General features: G+C 66.1%; 24 protein-coding genes. 8 read left to right on the plus strand and 16 right to left on the minus strand.

The features are described 5' to 3' along the window. Window positions 1–31: 31 nt before the first annotated feature. From BWR19_01455 to BWR19_01465, 3 genes are read right to left on the minus strand one after another with little or no spacing between them, the layout of a single operon-like run. Window positions 32–499, minus strand: coding sequence for an aminoacyl-tRNA deacylase (locus tag BWR19_01455; GenBank protein ID APX91718.1), 468 nt, complete (start codon window positions 497–499; stop codon window positions 32–34). Beyond that, window positions 496–1317, minus strand: a complete 822-nt coding sequence (locus BWR19_01460) for a hypothetical protein (protein APX91719.1) — start codon at window positions 1315–1317, stop codon at window positions 496–498. The genes BWR19_01455 and BWR19_01460 overlap by 4 nt, the downstream gene beginning before the upstream one ends. 25 nt (window positions 1318–1342) lie before the next feature. Further along, entirely contained in the window at window positions 1343–1768 is a 426-nt protein-coding gene (locus tag BWR19_01465) for a hypothetical protein (protein ID APX94854.1), read from the minus strand. Between the two features lie 44 nt (window positions 1769–1812). On the opposite strand from BWR19_01465, the gene BWR19_01470 reads away from it, so the two are divergent. After that, complete coding sequence (locus tag BWR19_01470) at window positions 1813–2994, plus strand: aspartate aminotransferase (protein APX91720.1); 1182 nt, start codon at window positions 1813–1815, stop codon at window positions 2992–2994. 4 nt (window positions 2995–2998) lie between these two features. Here the strand turns inward: BWR19_01470 and BWR19_01475 are convergent, their stop codons facing one another. Beyond that, window positions 2999–3922 carry a co-chaperone YbbN gene (locus tag BWR19_01475; GenBank protein ID APX91721.1) on the minus strand — a complete coding sequence of 308 codons (924 nt, stop codon included), beginning with the start codon at window positions 3920–3922 and terminating at the stop codon, window positions 2999–3001. Between the two features lie 104 nt (window positions 3923–4026). Here BWR19_01475 and BWR19_01480 point away from each other — a divergent pair, with 104 nt between their 5' ends. Beyond that, the gene (locus BWR19_01480; GenBank protein APX91722.1) at window positions 4027–4848 is read left to right on the plus strand and encodes a hypothetical protein; all 822 of its coding nucleotides are present in this window, start codon (window positions 4027–4029) and stop codon (window positions 4846–4848) included. 49 nt (window positions 4849–4897) lie between these two features. On the opposite strand, the gene BWR19_01485 is transcribed toward BWR19_01480, so the two are convergent. From BWR19_01485 to BWR19_01500, 4 genes are all read right to left on the minus strand, one after another. After that, window positions 4898–5338 carry a hypothetical protein gene (locus tag BWR19_01485; GenBank protein APX91723.1) on the minus strand — a complete coding sequence of 147 codons (441 nt, stop codon included), beginning with the start codon at window positions 5336–5338 and terminating at the stop codon, window positions 4898–4900. 148 nt (window positions 5339–5486) lie between these two features. Beyond that, window positions 5487–6500, minus strand: coding sequence for a hypothetical protein (locus tag BWR19_01490; protein APX94855.1), 1014 nt, complete (start codon window positions 6498–6500; stop codon window positions 5487–5489). A gap of 594 nt (window positions 6501–7094) precedes the next feature. Further along, window positions 7095–7574 carry an Rrf2 family transcriptional regulator gene (locus tag BWR19_01495; GenBank protein ID APX91724.1) on the minus strand — a complete coding sequence of 160 codons (480 nt, stop codon included), beginning with the start codon at window positions 7572–7574 and terminating at the stop codon, window positions 7095–7097. Window positions 7575–7631: 57 nt separating this feature from the next. Next, entirely contained in the window at window positions 7632–8045 is a 414-nt protein-coding gene (locus BWR19_01500) for a hypothetical protein (GenBank protein APX91725.1), read from the minus strand. A gap of 256 nt (window positions 8046–8301) precedes the next feature. Between BWR19_01500 and BWR19_01505 the strand changes: the two genes are divergently transcribed. Then, the gene (locus tag BWR19_01505) at window positions 8302–9687 is read left to right on the plus strand and encodes an oxygen-independent coproporphyrinogen III oxidase (GenBank protein APX91726.1); all 1386 of its coding nucleotides are present in this window, start codon (window positions 8302–8304) and stop codon (window positions 9685–9687) included. Between the two features lie 134 nt (window positions 9688–9821). Next, window positions 9822–10301: a sterol-binding protein gene (locus BWR19_01510; protein APX91727.1), complete on the plus strand. Its 480-nt coding sequence runs from the start codon at window positions 9822–9824 to the stop codon at window positions 10299–10301. 85 nt (window positions 10302–10386) lie between these two features. On the opposite strand, the gene BWR19_01515 is transcribed toward BWR19_01510, so the two are convergent. From BWR19_01515 to BWR19_01540, 6 genes are all read right to left on the minus strand, one after another. Then, on the minus strand, window positions 10387–11142 hold the full coding sequence (locus tag BWR19_01515) for an anaerobic ribonucleoside-triphosphate reductase activating protein (GenBank protein ID APX91728.1): 756 nt from the start codon (window positions 11140–11142) through the stop codon (window positions 10387–10389). Window positions 11143–11199: 57 nt separating this feature from the next. Beyond that, window positions 11200–11355, minus strand: a complete 156-nt coding sequence (locus BWR19_01520) for an oxidoreductase (GenBank protein ID APX94856.1) — start codon at window positions 11353–11355, stop codon at window positions 11200–11202. 49 nt (window positions 11356–11404) lie between these two features. After that, window positions 11405–13189, minus strand: coding sequence for a ribonucleoside triphosphate reductase (locus BWR19_01525; protein ID APX91729.1), 1785 nt, complete (start codon window positions 13187–13189; stop codon window positions 11405–11407). A gap of 124 nt (window positions 13190–13313) precedes the next feature. Beyond that, on the minus strand, window positions 13314–14231 hold the full coding sequence (locus tag BWR19_01530; GenBank protein APX91730.1) for a U32 family peptidase: 918 nt from the start codon (window positions 14229–14231) through the stop codon (window positions 13314–13316). Window positions 14232–14244: 13 nt separating this feature from the next. Further along, window positions 14245–15240, minus strand: coding sequence for a protease (locus tag BWR19_01535; protein ID APX91731.1), 996 nt, complete (start codon window positions 15238–15240; stop codon window positions 14245–14247). A 140-nt stretch (window positions 15241–15380) separates the two neighbouring features. Then, window positions 15381–16550, minus strand: coding sequence for a nitric oxide dioxygenase (locus tag BWR19_01540; protein APX91732.1), 1170 nt, complete (start codon window positions 16548–16550; stop codon window positions 15381–15383). Between the two features lie 177 nt (window positions 16551–16727). Here BWR19_01540 and BWR19_01545 point away from each other — a divergent pair, with 177 nt between their 5' ends. The 4 genes from BWR19_01545 (at window position 16728) to BWR19_01560 (ending at window position 19326) form a co-directional block, all read left to right on the plus strand. Beyond that, window positions 16728–17120, plus strand: coding sequence for a ribonucleotide reductase subunit alpha (locus BWR19_01545; GenBank protein ID APX91733.1), 393 nt, complete (start codon window positions 16728–16730; stop codon window positions 17118–17120). 194 nt (window positions 17121–17314) lie between these two features. After that, complete coding sequence (locus BWR19_01550; GenBank protein ID APX91734.1) at window positions 17315–18511, plus strand: NnrS; 1197 nt, start codon at window positions 17315–17317, stop codon at window positions 18509–18511. Between the two features lie 22 nt (window positions 18512–18533). Continuing rightward, entirely contained in the window at window positions 18534–18926 is a 393-nt protein-coding gene (locus BWR19_01555; GenBank protein APX94857.1) for a regulator SirB, read from the plus strand. A gap of 31 nt (window positions 18927–18957) precedes the next feature. Continuing rightward, window positions 18958–19326, plus strand: a complete 369-nt coding sequence (locus BWR19_01560; GenBank protein ID APX91735.1) for a carboxymuconolactone decarboxylase — start codon at window positions 18958–18960, stop codon at window positions 19324–19326. A gap of 89 nt (window positions 19327–19415) precedes the next feature. On the opposite strand, the gene BWR19_01565 is transcribed toward BWR19_01560, so the two are convergent. Further along, window positions 19416–20699: an MFS transporter gene (locus BWR19_01565; protein ID APX91736.1), complete on the minus strand. Its 1284-nt coding sequence runs from the start codon at window positions 20697–20699 to the stop codon at window positions 19416–19418. A gap of 57 nt (window positions 20700–20756) precedes the next feature. Next, entirely contained in the window at window positions 20757–22262 is a 1506-nt protein-coding gene (locus BWR19_01570) for an MFS transporter (GenBank protein ID APX91737.1), read from the minus strand. Window positions 22263–22310 lie beyond the last annotated feature (48 nt).

Consider the following 22310-nt stretch of genomic DNA (forward strand, 5'->3'; position numbering starts at 1 on the left):
TTGAGACAGCATAATCCGGCGTTCGGCTCGCTTAGCGCGCCAGCGGGGCGAGCTTGGCGCCGGTCAGGGCGATCAGGTCGGCGCTGGCCAGGGCAATCTCCAGGCCGCGCCGCCCGCCGCTGACGTACAGCGGGTCAAGGCCCGCGGCGCTGGCGTCGATAAAGGTCGCCAGGCGCTTCTTCTGGCCCAGCGGACTGATGCCGCCGAGCACATAGCCGGTAGCGCGTTCAGCGTCGCCGGGCTCGGCCATGCTGGCCTTGCGCGCGCCGGCGGCCCGCGCCAGCGCCTTGAGGTCGAGCTGGGCGCTAACCGGCACCATGGCCACCACCAGGCGGCCATCGTCGAGCTGCGCCAGCAACGTCTTGAACACGCTCTGCGGAGCCAGGCCGAGCGCCTCGGCGGCCTCCAGGCCGTAGGCCGGGGCGCGTGGGTCGTGGGGGTAGTCGAGCACGCGGTGGGTCACCTTGGCGCGTGCCAGCGCCTTGATCGCCGGGGTCATGCGCGGGCCTCCCGGTTCAGCCGCTGCGTTCGCCGCCATGCCAGCCACTGCGACCAGCCCAGCAGCCACAGTGTGGCCATCACAAAGCCGATCAGCGTCCCCCAGGCCAGCCCCAGAGTAGCGTAGGTCAGCGAGACGCATAGCGTATAGCTGAGCAGCGACCCGAGGCCCGCAGGGAAGTGCTTGATCACCGTCGCCACCGGTGCTGCGCCGTGGGCCAGGTGCAGCATGATCAGGAACGGGAACAGGGTGACCGGAAAGGCAGCCATGACGCCGGCCCAGGCGGCTGGCACCCAATGTGCGAGGCCGGTAATCACCACGATGATCAGCGCAGCCAGCGCTGCCCGCAGTGCCATCACCGCCCACGAGAAGCGCCCCGGTGGCGGTGTGCGACTGTCCGGGATCTGCCGGTAGAGCCAGGCCACCATCACGATGGCCGCCAGGGTGGTCAGGGTGCCCGTGACCCGGGTGAAATCGAGCTGGGTCAGTACCAGGCTGACCGCCAGCCAGGCGCCGAAGCCGCCGAGGCAGCCACGCAGGATGCCGCCCAGGCCATCGCGGCGACCGCAGGCCAGGTAGCCGGCGCCGAGCGCCAGGGTGGCGGTGAACCCGGCCAGGGTGTGCACCGCGCTCTGGGCGGCGAACTCGGGCGAGATCTCCAGCCCGATGAACAGCAGGGCGATGGACGTGCCCAGCGGATAGCCGGCCAGCAGTCCGGCGACGCGGGCGCTGACGCGCACGGCAATCGAGGAGAGGCCCAGCACCAGGCCGATCGACAGCAGGAGTTTGGCCAGCTGCCAGCTCAGTGGCACATCCATGCGGGCTCCTCGGGCAAAGATCGGATCATATCAGGCGCAGCTGCTGATGATCGTGCCAGGCCGCCGGCAGTGCGTCGGCGAGAGGTTCCGCGAGGTGTGCCGGGAGTGCCACCTGGGCATCGGCGAGGGCGTCGAAATGGCGCAGCCTCAGCCAGCAGTACGCCCAGGCGCAGGCTTCCAGCTCATCGCGGGGTATCGGCTTGGCCGGCATCTGCAGTAGCAGGAAGGTCGCTGCGCGGGCCGCCCACAGCGGCGGCGTGGCATCGCCGCTCCAGGCGCCAAGAGTGGCGCCGCTGGGCGTCTCCTCGGGCTCACCGAGCTTGGCGACGCGGGCAGTATCGGCGAGGATCATGGCCAGGCGGTCGGGGTCGGCCTGGCCCAGCAGCAGCCAGTGGCCGACCAGCCGGGAGGCACCGCGCATGGCCTTGGCATAGAAGGGGCTTTCAGGCATGTTCAAAGGCGATTCCTTGGCTGACCAGTGAGTGGAGAGACGTCATGCAGTTCGATTTTGCCACGCCGGTAACGCGTCGGCATCCGCCCGAGGCCCGCGGCGACCAGCCTGAGTGGCCGTCGCAGAAATGGCATCGCTATGCCGGCGACGTGCTGCCGCTGTGGGTCGCCGACATGGACTTCGTGTCCCCGCCGGCGGTGATCGAGGCGCTGCAGGCGCGGGTCGAGCACGGCGTATTCGGCTACGGGCTGGTGCCCGACAGCCTGCACCGCACGCTATGCGACTGGAGTGCCCGGCACTACGATTGGCCGATCGAGCCGCACTGGCAGCTGTGGCTGCCCGGCGTGGTGCCGGCGCTGCACCTCGCCAGTATGGCACTCACCGAGCCCGGCGACGGGGTACTCACGGTGACGCCGATCTATCCGCCGTTCCTCAAGGTCGCCGAGCGCACCGGGCGCATGGCGCAGCAGGCGCCCTTGGGCGAACCGGCGGCGCCGGGAGAGCCCTGGCGGCTCGATCTCGACGCCCTGGAAGCGGCGATCACTGACGATACGCGGCTGCTGCTATGGTGTCATCCACACAACCCCACCGGGCGCGTCTGGCAGGCGCAGGAGTTGGCCGGACTGGCCGCGCTGGTGGAGAAGCACGACCTGCTGGTGGTCTCCGACGAGCTGCACTGCGACCTGCTGCTCGATGAAGGTGCCAGGCACCGGCCGCTGGCGGCCGCCTACCCCGGGCTGGCGGCACGCACCATCACCTTATGGGCACCCTCCAAGACCTTCAACCTGGCCGGCTTGACCTGCGCCTGCGCGGTGATTCCCGACCCCGAGCTGCGGCGGCGCTTCGCTGCCCAGATGAAAGGGCTGCAGTCGGATCCCAACGTGCTCGGGCTGGTGGCCGCCGAAGCGGCCTACGCCGATGGCGAAGCGTGGCGCCAGGCGCTGCTCGAGGTGCTACGCGGGCATCGTCAGCGCCTGTGCGAGCGCGTGGCGAGCTGGCCGTGGGTGAGCATGCACCCACCGCAGTCGACCTACCTGGCCTGGCTCGACATGCGCGACGCCGGCCTTGGCGACTGCCCCCAGCAGACCCTGCTGCGCGACACCGGGGTGGCGCTATCGGACGGCGCCGACTTCGGCTGGCCGGGCTTCGTACGGCTCAACTTCGGCACCACCGAGGCGCAGCTCGAGGCGGCGCTGGTGCGGCTCGACGCACGGCTAGCGCGCTAGCCGCTCAGTACATCATGGCGAACAGCCGGCGACGGTAGGCGACCGTCAGCGGGTGGTCGGCGCCCAGCGCATCGAATACCCGCAGCAGGGTCTTGCGGGCCAGGTCGTCACCATAGGCGCGATCGCGCTGCATCAGCTGCAGCAGCGCGTCGAGGCCGGTTTCGTAGTCGCCGTCGGCGACCTGACGCAGCGCACGCAGGTAAAGTGCCTCGCTGTCGTCGCGGCCCTCGAGCGCCGCCAGCGCCTCATCGCCGGGCGCTTCCTCGCCGAACTCCAGACGCGCCCGCACGCCGCGCGCCTTGGGGGCATCGCGGTCCTCCGGGGCGAGGCCGTCGAGAATGGCACGTGCGCGGTCGGGATTGCCCTCGGCGAGCAGGGCGCCGGCCAGGTCGATGCGGTAATCGACGTGATCGGGGTGCGCCTGGGAAAGCTGCTCGAAGATGCTCCGGGCGGTGGCGGGATCGCCGGCGTCCAGCGCAGCCTGGGCCTGCTCTTCAGGGCTCTGCGGCGCATCCTGCGGCGGCTGGATATACTTTGCCAGCCACTCGCGGATCTGTTTCTCGGGCAGCGCGCCCTGGAACTCATCGTACAGCTGGCCCTGCATGATCAGCTTGACGTCGGGGACCGAGCGGATGCCCAACTGGGCGGCGATCTGCTGCTGCTCCTCGATATTCAGCTTGGCGAGGATGAAGGCGCCGTTATACTCCACCGCCAGTTTTTCGAGGATCGGCATCAGGTTCTTGCACGGCTCGCACCAGGAGGCCCAGCAGTCGAGCAGCACCGGGGTCTGCATCGACCCTTCCAGCACCACCTGCTGGAAGTTGTTGATGTCGATGTCGACGATGACGTCGGCCGGCGCGGCAGCGCCGGCTTGGGAGGATTCGGTGGCGGTCAGCGGCTGGCCGCTGTGGGGATCTACGATAGGCATGCGATGACCTTGAAGCAGGCGGATTTACACGCAAGATGCGGGCCGCGGCGGCGGGATTCAAGGCCTGTGTCAGGATTTGGCTCATAGGGCAGGAGACGCCAACGATGAACTTCATGCTGCGCAGCATGGGAACCGTGCTGTTGGTGGTAGCCCTGCTGCTGGCCGGCCCGCTGTGGATGCTGGCCAGCGGCGAGGTGCCGCTGGATCGCCACTGGTCGTCGGCGGATCGCACGCCTGCCGGCTTGGCGCCGGAGACCCCAGGCACACCGGTGGTGCAGGTCTATGCCGCGCGCGCCTTCGGCTGGCGAGGTGCTTTCGGGGTGCATACCTGGATCGTGACCCGCGCCGAGGGCGAGGAGGACTTTCGCCTGCATCACGTGCTGAGCTGGCGCCGGCCTACGGTGGTATCGGGGGTGGATACCCCGGATCGCGCCTGGTTCGGCAATCCGCCGACGCTGCTGGCCGACTATCGCGGCGAAGCGGCGGCAGCGCTGGTACCACTGATCGACGCCGCCGTCGCCGACTACCCGGAGCCCGATCGCTACCGCGCCTGGCCAGGGCCCAACAGCAACTCCTTCGTGGCCTGGGTCATACGCGAGGTGCCGGGCTTCGATGTCGCACTGCCGGTGACCGCGGTGGGGCGTGATTACCTGTTCGGCGAAGGGTGGGCGCCGACCACCAGCGGCAGCGGTTACCAGCTGGCCCTTGGCGGCCTGTTCGGGGTCAGCATGGCGCGGGTCGAAGGCCTCGAGATCACCCTGCTCGGCCTGACCTTCGGCATCGACCTGCTGCGTCCGGCGCTCAAGCTGCCCGGCATCGGGCGGCTGGGCATGGCGCCGGCGGTGCTGGGCAATGATGAGGAGCAGGCAGGCAGCCTGTCGCCGCTTGGCAGTGGCGTGTCGGGTAACACGGTCCGCCGATCGTGAAACGCCGCTCACCGTAGGTGGAAGCGGCGTTTCTTTCCTCCAGGCTGGATCAGAGGGTCATGAAGGGCGAGGCCTCGCCGTCGCGGAACTTGTAGATGTCCCACTCGCCCTGCTTGGGCCCCGGCATGCCGGGGGTGCCGATGGGCATGCCGGCCAGGCCGATGCCGCGGGTGTCCGGTCGCTCCTCGAAGAGCCTCTCCAGTGCCGCGAAGGGCACGTGACCCTCGATGGCGTAGCCGCCCATCTGGGTGGTGTGGCAGGAGCCGTGGCCGACGGGCAGGCCGACGCGCTGCTTGATCTTGCCCACCTCGATATCGTCGACGAGTTTTACCTCGACCCCGCGGGCCTCCAGCTGTCGGGCGTACTCGTCGCAGCAGCCACATTGCGGATTCTTGAACATGGTCGCCTCGTCGGGCAGAGCGGCCTGGACGGTGCCGGCGCCCAGCAGCAGGGCGCCGGAGAGCATGAGAGTGGAGCCGAAACGGATCATGAGCGGGCCTCCGGGGGATGACGGGACGTGAACAGATACTTGGCGAGGGCGGCGATGCCGAGGCCGAGCAGGGTGAGCATGGCGATGGGCATGATCCAGCCCATGGAGCCCATCAGGGCGGTGCAGTGTGCAGTCATGGTGATACTCCTCAGTGGCCAACCCAGGTCACGCCGTTGGGGCCCTGGTCGGTGTCATAGCGGTTGATGACGGCGCCGGCTTCCAGGTCGATGACCGAGAGGCTGTCGTCATAAAGGCTGGTGATGAAGGCAAAGCGGCCGGTGTCTTCGACGCTGATGCCATGAGCACCGGCGCCGACCTCGTGGGTGGCCACCACCGTCAGGCTGTCGAGGGCGATGACAGAGACCCGGTTGTCGGGCTCGGCCTCACTGCCTTCGTTGGCCACCAGCATGAAGCGGCCATCCGCGGTGGCGTGTACCTGAATCGGTAGCCGGCCCACCTCGATACGCTCGATGACCTCACGGCTGGCGGTGTCGATAACGGCCACGCGGTTCTCGTCGCGCAGCGAGACGAAGACCCGGGCGCCGTCCGGGGTGAAGCCCACTTGTACCGGGGTCTGGCCCACCGGCAGGCGAGCGACCTCTTGCCGTGCCGCGGCGTCGATCACCGAGACGCTGCCGTCCAGCACGTTGGCTACGTAGAGCTCCTGGCCGTCGGGGCTAAGGCGCAGGCCGTGGGGATACTCGCCGGTGGCGATGGTAGCGACGCTCTCTCTGGCCTCGAGGTCGACGACCGAGACGCTGTCGTCTCCGGCATTGGTGACGAAGGCGAAGCGACCTTCCAGGTCACTGACCACATGGGCCGGGTGGCTGCCAACCTCGATGCTGGCCACGAGAGCACCGCTGGGATCATTGGCCGGGTAGAGCTTGAGCTTGCCGGGCGCATCACCGTGGGCATGGCCGCCGTCATGACCATGGCGATGATCGTCAGTGGCAGCTTCCCCCACGGCCATCAGGTAGTGGCCGGGGGCGCTGAGCTGGACGTTGTGGGGGGCAATGCCGATGGATTGGGTGTTGGCATCGCCGCTCGCTAGGTTGATGTGAGTCAGAGAGGCGCCGCGTTCGTTGGCGGTGACGACACTTCCCTGGGGAGCTGCCGAGGCGAGCGTCGATGCGCTGGGAAGGGCGAGACCAGCAGCCAGCAGCCAGCCAAGAAGCCGATGATTTACGTTGCGTGCAAATGAGGATTGCAGGTATACCTGGCGCGCCACTGCGGCCGATGACAAACGGATAGACATGATGAACTCCTGATGAACGGGATCTTGTAACGCGAGCGGCTCGCGATCCGACGGCCATGCCGTCTGCGTTCGATCAGGATTTGGGAGGGCGCCTGGGGGCAAGAGGGGGCTGCGGGGATGCTGCCATGGCCGGTGAATTGGCCTGGCGCAGTGGGTCAACCAAGGCAAGACGCGCCTGGCCCGCGGCGACGGAGCAGAGGGCGCACGATGAGGCGTCACGATCATGTTCGACACTGGGTCCATGATCCGAATGGCCGCCATCTGAGCTCCAGTCGGCGACCACGCCGCAGTCGGCCTGAAGGTGCTCCATGGCGCCGTGACTCGTCAGCGTGCCCATCGCCAACAGCAGCGCGAGCAGGATGGCCATAAGGCGGCCTGGCGTGCGTTGTGCTGATGATGTCCGTGTGAGCCGACGCATGATGAACTCCCTTGATACAGGCTTTCAGCTTGACCCTTAGTCGCCCGAGCTGCATTGATCCAGAGCAATATCTCGGCGCTCGACTAGGGGAGCCGTGCTGGCGCGGCATCAACCTGGGGGCTGGTCAGCGGCTGGATGCTGAGCAGTTGGACCAGAGCCGGTTCCTGCGGCCCTAGCATGTCGGCCAGGGTGTAATGATCGAGTACCGCGAGAAACGCGCCGAGCGCCTCGGCCAAGATCGGCTTGAGTCGACAGGCAGGGGTGATCCTGCACGCGTTATCCTCGCCGAAGCACTCCACCAGCTGTAGATCATGCTCGGTATCGCTCACCAGTGTGCCCAGGCGGATATCCTCGGGAGCCTTCTTGAGCAGGAGGCCACCGTTCTTGCCGCGGATAGCGGTGATGTAGCCCTTTTGGCTCAGGTCCTGAACGACCTTCATTAGATGATTGCGCGAGATGTCGAAACTCTCGGCGATCTCATGGATGGTGGATCGCTCCTCGCCCTTGACGGCTAGAAAGACGAGAACACGCAGGGAGTAGTCGGTAAAGCGGGTCAGGTGCATGGCGGTATCCGGCGCTCCATGGTTTGCCTTGGGGCAAGGCGCTGCTGGCGGAGAGGGTCACTCTATAGGGTTTGCCGGCCGAATGCTGTCGGGACTGCCGGTTGCGGCGTCAGGGCGCGTCATCAGGAAGGTGGCGACGGCCAAGAACAGCGCCGCGGTAAGCGCGAGTACCAGCGGTGCCGCGCGTCCCATCCACAGCACGAGCCAACTGGTCGCGAGCAGGGCTAGCGCCAGTCGCTTGGCGCGGCGCGGCACAGCGCGCTGCTCGCGCCAGGCCTGGAGTGTCGGGCCGAGGCGGGGATGACGGTGCAGCCAGCGAGCCAGCCGGGGCGAACCCTTGGATGCGGCCCAGGCTGCCACGAGTAGGAAAGGCGTGGTAGGCAACAAGGGCACCACCAACCCGGCGGTGCCTAGCCCGATACAGCCGTAGGCCAGGCCGCTCCAGGCGATGCGTGAAACAGGGTGCGTCATGGGGACCTCCCGCTTGGCGTGATGCCCAATAAAAAGTATTTTATATGAATCTTCACGCCTGGCGCAAAGCCCTATTCGAGTCGTCGCACGGGGGCCGATTCAATGCTGCCGGGGCAATGTCCAGTTAGCTAGCGAGGGGATTGATCTCGGTCAGCTACCTCGAGAAGGGTACCGACGAGCCGAATCCTGAATGGCATACTCGGCGGTATTGTGCGGCACCCTGGGTGGCGCCACCCCGTCAAGAGGCCGTGTTACGATGCATGATGACCTGCTGTTTGATCGCCCCCTGGTAGAGAAATACGATCGTCCGGGACCGCGCTACACCTCCTACCCCACGGCGCCCCAGTTCCATGCGGCTTTTGCCGAGGATGATTACCGTAATGCCGCCGAGCGGAGCAACCGTGCCGAGACGCCCAAGCCGCTGTCTGTCTACGTGCATATCCCGTTCTGCAAGAGCCTCTGCTACTACTGTGCCTGCAACAAGATCATCACCCACAATACCGAGCGCGCCGCCGAGTATCTCGAATGGCTCAAGAAAGAGATCCGGGTGCAGGGAGCGCTATTCGAGGAATCGCGGCGCATGACCCAGCTGCATCTGGGTGGAGGCACACCGACCTACCTGAGCAACGCCCAGCTCGGCGAGCTGATGGCCGCGCTGGATGCGGCCTTCCACTTTGCCGAGCCTGCCCAGCGCGAGTTTTCCCTGGAGGTGGACCCGCGCACCGTGACGCCCGAGCAGATCCATGAGCTTTACGCCCTGGGCTTCAATCGCCTCAGCTTCGGCGTGCAGGACTTCGACCGCGACGTGCAGGAAGCGGTGAATCGGCTGCAGAGTGAGGAGCAGGTCATGGCGCTGGTTGAGGCCGCCCGTGACGCCGGCTTCCAGTCGGTGAGCGTCGACCTGATCTACGGCCTGCCGCTGCAGACGGTGGCGAGTTTCGATACCACGCTGTCGAAGATCATTGCCCTGCGCCCGGACCGCATCGCCGCCTACAGCTACGCCCACCTGCCGGAGCTGTTCAAGTCCCAGCGGATGATACGTCCCGAGGACATGCCGCCGCCGGAGCGCAAGTTGGAACTGCTGGAGCTGACCATAAAGCGCCTCACTGCCGCCGGCTACGTCTATATCGGCATGGACCACTTCGCCCTGCCCGACGACGAGCTGGCACTGGCCAGGGAGAACGGCACCCTTCAGCGCAACTTCCAGGGTTACTCCACCCACGCCGACTGCGACATGGTCGGGCTGGGCATCACCTCCATCGGCAAGGTCGGCGACAGCTACAGCCAGAACGTCAAAGAGACCGCCCAGTACCAGCATCGCCTGGATCAGGGCCAGCTGCCGGTGTTCCGAGGCTACCGGCTCAGCGACGATGACCGGCTGCGCCGCGACGTGATCAATGCCCTGATGTGCCACAACCGCATCGACTTCGCTGCCATCGAGGCCGTCCACGGCATCGTCTTCCGCGATTACTTCGCCGACGCCCTAGAGCAGCTGCAGGAGATGGCCGAAGACGGCCTACTAGCGATCCGTGAAAATGAGATCGAGGTGCTACCCACCGGCCGTCTGATGATGCGCAACGCCGCCATGGCCTTCGATGCCTATCTGGCAAGCAGCAGTGGCCGCTACTCCCGCACCGTATAGTGGTCGCCCACGACACGACTGCGGGTGGCGATCTGCCCAGCGAATTGATGCATGTCAGTGCAGCCGCGAAAACACCGGCCTAGGATGGGTGGGCTGGCGGCGTTGGCCGCGTAGATATCTTCAGGAGAGCCGTCATGTCCCCGCCGTTACTGCCCCTGCCACGTCCGCCTGCACTGCCCCGTTTGATACGTAGCATTGACCCCCGAGTGCCACTGGTGGTCAAGCGCCAGTTGATCGAGCCAATGCTCAACCGAACCTTCGCCGTACCGCTGGCCGAGGGCGAGTTCGATGCGCTCGCAGGCCGCCGGATCTCGCTGCACGTCGAGGACCTGGGCGTGCAGCTGACCCTGACCCTCGAAGCGGAGCGCTTTCGGCTTACCCAGGAGTCGGGCGAAGCCACCATTCGCGGCGGCTGGCGCGAGTTCCTGTGCCTGGCCACCCGGCGCCAGGACCCCGACGCCCTGTTCTTTCAGCGTCGCCTGGTGATCGAGGGTGACACCGAACTTGGGCTGATGGTCAAGAACCTGCTGGATGGCCGCGAGGAGGGGCTGGCCCAGGGACCTTTCGGCGATTGGCTGGCGCGCGTCGAGCGTCTGGCCTGCGCCGAGCGTTGAGCGATGCGACGTTTCCGCCCCTCGCTGGAGATCCCTGCATGAGCCCTTCCCCCAAGGGCACGGGGCGAGGTGAGCCGGCGTGATGTTAGTGGCGTAGGGTCAGCCTTTGAAAGTTGGGGCGCAGTTCGCTGACAAGCGCTTCTATCTCTGCGGTCGTCGGGGCGCCCGGCGCTGGCTCGGCGTAGCGCGCATCCAGGCACTGGCCGGCGCGGGCCAGCTGGATCGCGTAGTGGCTGGCGCCGCGCTCGGCGAGGTCCAGGGCCAGCCGGCGCAGGCGTTCCAGGTCGAAGTCGCGCCAGTGCACCGTGGTGCGACACTCGAGGGCAATGCCGCTGTTCAGCAGCAGCGCCAGGCTTTGCTCATGCGGGGTGGCCATGCCGCGGCGCCCGACGATGCGGTCGATGTCATCGGCCAGGCCCTTTACGTCCAGGCCTACCCAGTCGAGCCAGGGCAGCAGCGCCTGCAGGCGCCGCGGGTAGACACCGGCCGTATGTAGTCCGACCTTGAAGCCGAGCGCTCTGGCCCGCTCCACCGCGCCGGCGAGCTCGGCGTGCAGGGTGGGCTCACCGCCGCTGAAGACCACGCCCTCAAGCAGGCCCCGGCGGTTTCTCAGGAAGGCCTCGATCTCGTCCCACTCGCCGTGCTCGCCCCGACGTGAGGCGAGCATGCCGGGGTTGTGGCAGTAACCGCAGCGCAGCGGACAGCCCTGCAGGAAGACCACGCAGGCCAGGTGCTCGGGGTAGTCCAGGGTGGTCATCGGCGTCAGCCCGGCCACCGGCAGGCGAAGCGTCTCCTGGGCGCTGCCGGCAGAACGGCTGACGGGAGATTCGCTGGTGAGCATGGCAGGGACTCCCTGCCGGGCCCCGAGGGGGCCCGGCCTATCGAGGGTGTGGGGCAGCTAGCGGCGGCCGGTGGCTTCGCGGAAATGGCAGCGCTCGCGATGTTCGGCGCGTTTGCCGACGTTGAATTGGCTGACCGGGCGGTGATAGCCCATAACCCGGGTCCAGACCTCGCAGCGCTGGCGCTGTGCGGTGGGCAGGGAGGTGGTATCCATCTGACGCATATCGTGCTCCTGGTTAGTTGGCAGGGGGAGAAAGCCTGCGTCAGGCCGTTGCCTCGGCCCGGCTGGCTTGTTGTGCCAGAAGCGCGTCGTCGCACTTCGGGCAGAACTCGTGTTCGCCGGCCAGGTAGCCGTGTACCGGGCAGATCGAAAAGGTGGGGGTGACGGTGATATAGGGCAGGCGGAAGCGCGACAGGGCGGTGTGCACCAGCTTGCGGCAGGCCGCGGCGCTGGAGAGCCGCTCGCGCATATACAGGTGCAGCACGGTGCCGCCGGTGTAGCGGGTCTGCAGCGGGTCCTGATGGATCAGCGCCTCGAAGGGGTCGTCGGTATGGCCCACCGGCAGCTGGCTGGAATTGGTGTAGTAGGGCGCCTCCGGCGTGCCCGCCTGCAGAATGCCGGGGAAGCGCTCGGCGTCGGCGCGGGCGAAGCGGTAGGTGGTGCCCTCCGCCGGCGTCGCCTCCAGGTTGTAGAGGTGGCCGGTCTGCTCCTGAAATTCCTGCATCCGCCCGCGTACGTGGTCGAGCAGGTCCAGGGCCAGCTGCTGCCCCTCCGCGTCGGCGATATCGAAACGGCCATCGGAGAAGTTGCGCACCATCTCATTGAGGCCGTTCACCCCCAGGGTCGAGAAGTGGTTGCGCAGGGTGCCCAGGTAGCGCTGGCTGTAGGGGTAGAGCCCCTCGTCCATCCACTGCTGGATGCATCCTCGCTTGAGCTCCAGGCTGTCGCGGCCCAGTGCCAGCAGCCGGTCAAGCTCGTGTAAAAGTCCCGCCTGGTCGCCGGCGAAGCGATAGCCCAGCCGCGCGCAGTTGACGGTTACCACGCCTAGCGAGCCGGTCTGCTCGGCGCTGCCGAACAGGCCGTTGCCGCGCTTGAGCAGCTCGGTGAGATCGAGCTGCAGGCGGCAGCACATGGAGCGCACCATGTGCGGCTCGAGGTCCGAGTTTAGGAAGTTCTGGAAGTAGGGCAGGCCGTACTTTGCGGTCAGCGCGAACAGCCGCTCGGCGTTGTCGCTCTCCCAGTCGAAGTCGGTGGTGATGTTGTAGGTGGGAATCGGGAAGGTGAACACTCGCCCGTGGCGGTCGCCCGCTTCCATCACTTCCAGGTAGGCGCGGTTGAGCAGGTCCATTTCGGCCTGCAGCTCGCCGTAGCTGAAGGGCTGCTCCTCGCCGCCGATGATCGGCACCTGGTCGCGCAGGTCCGCCGGGCACACCCAGTCGAAGGTGAGGTTGGTGAAGGGCGTTTGGCTGCCCCAGCGCGACGGCACGTTGAGGTTGTAGATGAACTCCTGCACCGCCTGCTTGATCGCTTGGTAGTCCAGCCCGTCCTTGCGCACGTAGGGCGCCAGGTAGGTATCGAAGGAGCTGAAGGCCTGGGCGCCGGCCCACTCGTTCTGCAGGGTGCCGAGGAAGTTGACCATCTGCCCCAGGGCGCTGGTGAGATGGCGCGGCGGGGCGCTCTCGGCGCGGCCCGGTACGCCGTTGAAGCCTTCGATCAGCAGGGTGCGTAGCGACCAGCCGGCGCAGTAGCCGCCGAGCATGTCGAGGTCGTGGATATGCAGGTCACCCTCGCGGTGGGCAGTGCCCACCGCCGCCGGATAGACCTCGTCGAGCCAGTAGTTGGCGATCAGCTTGCCCGACACGTTGAGGATCAACCCGCCCAGGGAGTAGCCCTGGTTGGCGTTGGCGTGCACGCGCCAGTCGGCACGTTCGAGGTATTCATTGACGGTCGAGGCGACCTCGACGTGGCGCTTGCCGGCCTGACGGGTGGAGGGGCTAATCACCGCTTTCTCCCTATATATGGTATATGCGTTTCTATTTGGCGCTATATATTGTGTTTTTAAGGCTAGTGCCTTCGATGGCGGGAGGAAATGATCCAGATCAGAAAACGGTGAATTGCCACCATCGCAAACGACAAGCCCCGGCGGTTGGCGGGGCTCGAATGGGTCCTGATTAGCCGACGGGCAGGCGGGTGTTATCCATGCCCGGGCGGCCGTGCCAGTAGCCGTCGCAGACCTCGGCCTCGACCAGCGCCAGCGGATCGGCGGCGGGCAGCTCGCTGCGGCGGGCGGCGTCGAAGGCGGCGACGACTTCGGCCATGGCCTTGGCGCGGGGGCTCAGGCGCGCCACGGCGACGCCCATCGCGGCCATGTCGCTCACCTCGTGGCGCAGGTCCTGGCAGGCCCCCGAGAGGGTCTGGATGCCGTTCAGGGTGAACACCTCCTTCGATTCCTGGGAGCGCAGCGGCAGACCTTCGGGATACGTCTGGCAGACGAACTGGCAGCGATCCTTGGGCTTCTGGTGACGCCGGGCGGTGAAGCAGCGCGACGACCAGGCCAGTGGCAGGTGGCCGTAGGCGAACACCTCGCAGGGTTGGTCTAGCCCCTCAGTGGCGCAGTCGGCAAGCAGCCGGGTGAGATCGTCGCGGGACATCTCCACCGGCGCCTGCCAGCGCTGCATCCCGGCGCGGGCCATCACGCCGATGGAAGCGGGGTTGTAGAGGTTCAGCGCAGCACCGGCGACGAAGGGCAGGCCGGCGGCAGAGAGGCGCTGCAGCGCGCTCTGGTCGTTGGCCTCGACGGTGAACTCGCCGTTGTCGCACAGCTTGCGCAGGTCGCGCAGGTCGGCTTCGGACTCGATCAGGGTCTGGCTGGCGATGACGACCTGCTTGCCGCTCTGGGCCAGTTCGCGGCCGATGCCGAGCCAGTCGTCGAGCTTCATGTCGCGGCGGCGCGAGCAGACGGACTCGCCGAGATAGACGATTTCCACCGGCCAGTCGGCGGCCTCGCGGTAGAAGTCGGCATAGCGCTCGCGGGTCCAGTAGAACAGCACCGGGCCCAGCGACAGCTGCAGGGTAGGGGAAGTCGACATGACGTATCTGCTCCTATTTCCAGCGGCGTTCGTAGGCGCCCAGGGTGGTGGTGGCGCCTTCGGAGACCTCGCCGAGGCCGGCCATCCAGGCGGGGTCGGGGTGGAAGCGCTCGGGGGCTCGTTCGAGGCGGTCCAGCGCCTGGCGCCAGATCCCGGCTACCTTGGACACGTAGGCCGGGCTGCGCTGGCGGCCCTCGATCTTCACCGCGCTGATGCCGAGTTCGCGCAACTCGGGCAGCAGCTCCAGGGTGTTGAGGCTGGTGGGCTCCTCGATGGCGTGATAGATCTCGCCGCCGACCTCGAAGCGCCCCTTGCACAGGGTGGGGTAGCCGGCCCGCTCGCCCTCGCCGTAGCGGTCGATCAGCACGCCGTTGAGGCGTGATTCCAGCCCCTCAGGGGTTTCCTCCCAGCGCACATGGGCCGCCGGCGAGCAGACGCCGCGGGTATTGGGCGACTCGCCGGTGAGGTAGGAGGAGAGGTAGCAGCGCCCTTCGGCCATGATGCACAGGCTGCCGAAGGCGAACACCTCGAGCTCCACCGGGCTCTGCTTGGCCAGGTCGCGCACCTGGGTGATGGAGAGCACCCGCGGCAGCACGGCGCGCTTGATGCCGAAATGGTCGTGGTAGAAGCGCAGGGCCTCGTGGCTGGTGGCCGAGCCCTGCACCGAGAGGTGGCGGGCGAGGTCGGGATGGCGCCGTGCGGCGTAGTCGAGCAGGCCCATGTCGGCCATGATCAGGGCGTCGACGCCAAGGTCCGCGGCCTGGTCCACGGCGCGGGTCCACTGCCCCCAGCCGTCGGGCTGCGGATAGGTGTTGATGGCGCAGAACACCCGCTTGCCGCGGGTGTGGGCGTAGTCGATGCCTTCGCGGGCACGCTTGTCGGTGAAGTTGAGGCCGGCGAACTGCCGGGCATTGGTGGCATTCTGGAAGCCGAAGTAGACGGCATCGGCTCCCTCATCCACGGCGCGCTTGAGGGCGGGCAGGCTGCCGGCGGGGCAGACGAGTTCCATGGTGAGCCTCCTGTCGTGGGAAACCCGACCATGCTAGTCGACTATCGAGGTCACGCTTTTGATACGCGTCATGGCATGGCGAAATGGTCGAGGAATGAAGAGCTTGGCGCCCTGGTGAGCCAGGGCGCGCTTGCAGGCGTTCAGGCAGCGTCGAGGGGGCGAGAGGGGCCGAAGTGCTCGTGGTGGCGACGTTCGGCTGGTACGCCCAGCTCGGCCAGGGCCTTGTCGACGGCGCTCATGAAACCCTGGGGTCCCACGGTGTAGCAGCGTACGTTCTCCGGTAGCAGTCGCGCCAGCAGCGTGCGGTCGACCCGGCCGGTATGGTCGGCCTGGTCGCCGTGCTCGTGGACGCTCACCGTTTGCAGCTGTCCCGGGTGCGCCTCTGCCAGGGCCGCCACCTCATCGCGGAAGGCGTGGTGCTCGGCATCCAGGGCGGCGTGCAGGTAGACCACCCGGCGGCCTTGAGCGAGTGCCTGGCGAGCCAAGGGTAGCATCGGCGTCTGGCCCACGCCGCCGGAAGCCAGCAGTAGGGGCTCGTCACCCTCGGCGAGGGTCAGGTCGCCGGCCGGTGGAAGCAGTTCCAGGGTATCGCCACGCGCCATTGCGTCGTGCAAGTGGCGGCTGGCGCGCCCCTGGGGCTCGCGCTTCACCGAGATGCGGTAGTGCCTGCCGTTGGGAACATCGGAGAGGCTGTAGTGGCGATACAGCGGCTTGCCGTCGATGGTCAACCTGACGCCAATGTACTGGCCTGGGGCGTGGTCGGCTACCGGGCCGCCGTCCACCGGCTCGAGCACGAAAGAGCGAATCACCGCACTCTCCTGCCGGGTCTCGGCGATGCGGAATTCGCGCGGGCCGCGCCAGCCGCCGCGACGCTGCTCGAACTCCTGGTAGCGGCGGTCCTCCAGCTCGATCAGCAGGCCGGCGAGCTCCTCGTAGAGGCTACTCCAGGCCGCGGCAATCTCTGGCGTGACAGCATCTCCCAGTACCTCGCCAATGGCCGCCATCAGGCACTCACCGACGATCGGGTACTGATCGGGCTGGATGTCGAGGGAGACATGCTTGCTGACCACCGTGGCCAGGGCGCCGCGGGCCTGCTGGGAGTCCTGGCGGAGCTGGACATAGGCCAGCACGGATCGCGCCAGTGCCCGGGGCTGGCCACCGTCCTGCTGGTGGGCCTGGTTGAACAGTGGCTCGACGTCCGGATAGCGCGCGAACATCAGCGGATAGAAGCGGCGGGTGATGTCATCCAGATGGGCGGCAACCACCGGGGCTGTTTCCTCGATTAGCAGTTCCTGGTCACGACTGAGCATAGGGAGTAAGTCCTTGATCATGGGTCTTGATTTATAACATTCATGTAAAATACATGTTACTGTTCCGTCTGTCATGAGGCGAGCTGTCGCAGTTGGCCGAGATTGACACGTTCCACCGCTGAAGCTTTCCCTCTAACCTGAGGGCGTCAGCCGAGCAATGAATCCCAAGGAGACTTCATGGCCATTTCAAACTTTGCCGACCTGCTCTCCGAAGCGCGTAAACAGCCCGAGCCGCAGCGCCTGCTGTTGGTGTGCACTCGGGCCGAACTACCCGACTACCCCAGCGAAGAGCAGCGCCGCCGCTTCGAGCAGGGCGAGGGCGGGGCACTGACACCGGTCACCTGTGTCGACAGGACCCCCGAGGAGCTCAGCGACATGGCCACCTTCGTCGAGCAGTCGCGTGAGACTGGCCAGGACTGGGACCTCGTCTTCGCGGCTGCCATGGCCGATCCCGGCGATGATGGGATCATTGAGCAGCAGTTGCGGCGCATGGTGGAGTCGCTGCAGATGGGCAGTATCGAGTCCTTCCTGGCCTTCAATCGTCGCGGTGAGGTGGTGAGCTTCCAGTGACCCTGCCGGCGTCTCAGCAGGCCCAAGCAGTGCGGGCCCGGCAAGCGCCTGAGCGCTCGGCGAACCGGGACAAGACCCGCACCGGCCGCTGACATGCTGCTGATAAGAAGTATTCTTGATGCCTGTCATGGTTCCGGCGTTGTCGGGCGAGGCACAATGGGGAAAGTCCAAGTGCAACTGTCGGGATGCCTGCCATGACCTTACCCCCACCCGAGCCGTCCGGGGCGCCCATTGCCCGGCTCGCTTTTCGCCCGTTCTTCCTGCTGGCCTCGCTGTTCGGGGTGCTGTCGCTGATGGTGTGGCTCGCCTTCTGGCACGGCGGTTTGCTGCTGCGTCCCCACGGAGGCTCGATGTGGTGGCACCAGCACGAGATGCTCTTTGGGTTTGGCGCGGCCGTGGTGGTGGGGTTTTTGCTGACCGCAGCACAGAACTGGACCGGGCAGCGCAGCCTGCAGGGCTGGCTTCTGCTGGGACTGGTCGGCGTCTGGCTAGCCGCGCGGCTGCTGCTTGCGTTTCCCATGGGGCTGCCGGCTGGGCTTTTGATGGTCATCGACCTGGCCTTCCTGCCGCTGGCCGCGCTAGCCCTGGGGCAGATGGTGCTGGCGGTTCGTCAGTGGCGCAACCTGGTGTTCGTGCCCATCCTGCTGCTGCTGGCGGTGGCCAACCTGGCCATGCACATCGGGGTAATGCGCGGGCAGTGGCTGCTGATCCGCGAAGGCGGCTATCTTGCGGTGTTGCTGATCGCCGCCCTGATGGTGATGCTCGGTGGCCGTGTGATCCCCTTCTTTACCTCGCGCAAGCTGGGACGCCAGCGGCCAGCCGACTGGCCGATGCTCGAGCGTCTCTCGCTGTGGTCCATCTACGCCGTGGTGCTGGTGCAGCTGGCAATTCTGCTCTCGATCGAGCTGCCGCCCGGTCTGCTGGGGTGGGCCATGCTGGTGGCCGCTGGCGCCAATGGCGTGCGGCTTGCGCGCTGGGAAGGGTGGCGGACCCTGCATGAACCCCTGCTGTGGGGGTTGCATTTTAGCTACGCCTTCATCGTGGTAGGACTGGTGATGTGGGCCCTTGCTCATACTGGCGTATTTCGGGTGGAGTTGGCTGTCCACGCGCTGGCCATCGGTGGCATCGGCAGCATGATGCTGGCGATGATGGCCCGGGTCGCCCTCGGCCATACCGGGCGGGAGATTCGCACCCTGCCAGGCATCGGGATCGGGCTCATGCTGATGTTTGCAGGGGCGCTGCTGCGCTCGCCAGTGCTGGCGATGTTCCCGCAGATCACGCACTGGACCTACAGCGTCAGCATCCTGTTCTGGTGCATCGCTTTTCTGATCTTCCTGTTTCACTACACGGTACCGCTGCTGACCACTCGCGTGGACGGCAAGGACGGCTAAGCTTTCTGCGAGGTCCGAGATGATCGAGCACTACTTCCTGATCAAGCACCTGCACATCACCGCCGCAACGCTCAGCCTGGCGCTGTTCGCGCTGAGGGCCTGGTGGTCGGTACGCGAGTCGCCCTGGCTGCAGCGCCGCTGGGTGAAGGTGCTGCCGCATATCAACGACACTCTGCTGCTGGCCCTCGGTGTGCTGCTGATGGTCATGCTGCGGATGTGGCCCCATCAGCATCCCTGGCTAGCCGCCAAGCTGATCGCCTTGCTTGTCTACATCGGCCTTGGCACGCTGGCGATCAAGCGCGGGCGAAGCCCCGCCGTGCGCGGCGGCGCGGCGATAGCTGCAATGGCTGCCTTCGTCTATATGCTGGGGGCGGCACTGCAAAAGAGCCCGCTCTCCTGGTTGGCGGTCGCCTGAGGCAGGATATGACTCGTGCAACCGGCACTCCATGTTCTTGCGGCTATACTGCCGGACACCCCATCACACAAGGAGCGATTCGATGAGCCAAGAGCAACTTCCCTCCGGCGCGGGCAAGGTCGCCGAGCAATACCCCGAGGTGTGGAGCGCCTACGCGGAGTTGGGTAAAGCATGCGCCGAGGCCGGCCCCTTGGATGAGCGAACGCGCCGGCTGGTCAAGCTGGCACTCGCCGTGGGTGCGCGCTCCGAGGGGGCGGTGCACTCCCATGCCCGCCGCGGCCTGGAGGAGGGCGAGTCCCCCGAGGCGCTGAAGCAGGTGGCCATGCTGGCCATTCCGACCCTGGGGCTGCCAGCAGGCGTGGCATCACTGACCTGGATAGAAGACCTCACCGAGGGCTGATTTCCCACCGCCGGCAGTGCGCTGCCGGCTTGTATCCCCTGACGTGTGAGATGAGCCCCGCGGTGTTGCCCTGGGCGTTATGGCTCAGCTCAGACTTCCCGGATCTTGGAATTGACCACCGTGGGTTGGTGATACGCGTCGCGAGTAAAGATCGGCATGCGTCGCTCGGTCCACCACATCCAGATGATCGATACCAGGGTCACGCCGAAGCAGAGCATCCACACCGATGTGGCGACGCCGGTGTAGTCGACCAGTGCGCCGAACATGATCGGTAGAAGGAAGCCACCGACACCGCCCGCCAGGCCGACAATGCCGGAGACCAGGCCAAGATTGCGGTCGAACTCGTCAGACAGGTACTTGAACACCGAGGCTTTGCCGATGCCCCAGGCGATGCCCACCACGAACAGCGCCAGCGTGAACAGCCAGATCGGAATGCCAAAGCCGAACTCGATGGTGCCCTCGCCACCAGCGGCCTGCACCGCGTACTGGGTCTCCGGGTAGGACATGATGAACAGTGCGATCAGGCTGGCCCACATACAGGCCCAGGTCACGGTGTGGGCGCCGAAGCGGTCCGAGAGCCAGCCGCCGAAGGCACGTACCACCCCGGAAGGCAGCACGAAGATGGTGGCGATCAGCGCCGCCAGCTGGATGCCCATGCCGTACTCGTTCATGTAGTAACGGGTCAGCCACAGCGACACGCCCACATAGCCACCGAACACCACCGAGTAGTACTGGCAGTACTTCCATACCTTGGGGTCGCGCAGCACGGCAACCTGCTCGCTCAGCGAGGGGCGGTCGGGGTTGCGGTGCGCCGGATCGGAAAAGGTGAAGAACCAGAAGAGGACGGCGGTAATGAGCATGATCGCCGCATAGATATTGGGCACTGCCTGCCAGCCGAGCAAGATGATCACCGTCGGGGCAATGTACTTGGTCACGGCGGCCCCGGCGTTGCCAGCGCCGAAGATCCCCATGGCCAGCCCCTGGCGGTCGCGATCAAACCACTTGGCGGTGTAGGTGATGCCAACCGAGAAGCCACTGCCGGCCAACCCGACCACGGCGCCAAGCAGGATCAGTTGCCAGAACTGGGTCGCGAACTGCACCGCCCAGATGGCCGGTACCGTAGCCAGCATCAGTGCCATGAATACCGGCCGTCCGCCGATACGGTCAGTCAAGGCTCCCAGAGGCAGGCGCATCAGTGCGCCAGTCAGGATGGGCACCGATGTCAGCAGCCCGAACTGGGTGCCGTTGAGGTCGAGCTCTTCGGCGATAGGTACGCCGATCTCGCCGAACATGGTCCACACCATGAAGCACATGGTGAAGGCGAAGGTATTGGCGGTGAGAACCGAGTACTGCTTGAAGCGTACAGTTGCCATGCTGCCCCCTGCTAGCGATGCCGGTGACCGGCCAGAGCCGGCCATCGGGGCGAGGTGTTACGGTGAGGCTCTGCCTTCGGCCTTGAGCTGCTCCTGCTCGGCGATCATCCGGTCCACGGAAGAAATGTGGTACTCCTCAGCGAAGGCGTTCTCTGGCTCCTTGAGCCAGATGAAGCAGACCAGCCAGCTGAAGAAGGCGCCCGTCGCCAAGATATAGAAGAACTGGGTCGGGGTGACGAAGGTGAAGATGGTCAGATAGACCACCGCCCCCACGTTGCCGTAGGCCCCGGCCATGCCGGAAATCTGGCCGGTGATACGGCGTTTGATCGATGGGATGATGCCGAAGGTGGCTCCCTCGGAGCCTTGCACGAAAAAGGAGGTGAAGATGGTGATAGCGATCGCCACGATCAGTGGCCAGCTAGCATTCATCATCGCCATCAGGGTGAAACCGATGCCGATGCCGAACATGTAGCTGAGCATCACGAAGCGGCGATTGCCCATGCGGTCCGAAACGGCCCCTCCCATCGGACGCGCCACCAGGTTGACGAAGGCAAACGAGGCTGCGATCAGGCCTGCGGCGGCGGCGGACAGTCCCCAGGTCTGCTCGAAGAACATCGGCAGCATGGAGATCACCGCGAGTTCGGCGCCGAAGTTGGCGAAGTAGGTGGTGTTTAGTGCCGCCACGCTATTGAAGTGGTACTTGTCGTCATCCGGTACCCCCTTCTTCAGGATCGGCACGTTGACGCGGATGATCTGTACCACCTGGTAGACGACCACGGCGAGGATGGCCAGGTAGGCGAAGACGGCGGTGGTGGTGGACATGAAGCCCATGTCCTGGATACGCCATACCAGGATGGCCAGGCAGCCCACCAGTGGGATGGTCCACAGGATCAGCTTGATCATGTCGGCCCAGGTGCTCACCTCCATGGCCAGCGCCTTGCGGGTCTTGCGGTGTGAAGTGGCATCTGGACCATCGCTGATGGCGAACCAGTAATAGATGCCGTAGGCAGCCATCACCAAGGCGCTTTGCGCGATCGCCCAGCGCCAGCCCTCGTCGCCGCCGTACCAGACGAGGGCGATGGTGGGCAGGGTCATGGCAGCGGCGGCAGAGCCGAAGTTGCCCCAGCCGGCGTAGAAGCCCTCGGCGAAACCGATATGCTTGGGCTTGAACCACAGCGCGGTCATGTGGATACCGACCACGAAGCTGGCGCCGATAGAGCTCAGGACCAGGCGCGCGACCAGCAGCTGGGTCATGGTATTGCCGAATGCGAAGGCCAGGGCGGGCACCGCCATCGTCACCATCAGGATGGAGAAGACTCGCCGGGGCCCGAAGCGGTCAAGAGCCATGCCGACGATGATCCGTGCCGGAATGGTCAGGGCCACGTTGGCGATGGCGAAGAGGCGGATATGGTCCTGGGTCAGCCAGTCAATGTCGCGCAGCATGCTTGTGGCCAGCGGCGCCATGTTGAACCAGACGTAAAAGGTGATGAAGAAGGCGATCCAGGTCAGGTGCAGGGCCTTGATCTCCGGGGAACGTACCTTGAACAGGTCGGCGACTTTCATGGTGAAATCATCCTATTAAAGAAGGACGTGATGACGGTGGCTAATCGA

The organism is Halomonas sp. 1513, assembly GCA_001971685.1.
GTDB lineage: Bacteria > Pseudomonadota > Gammaproteobacteria > Pseudomonadales > Halomonadaceae > Franzmannia.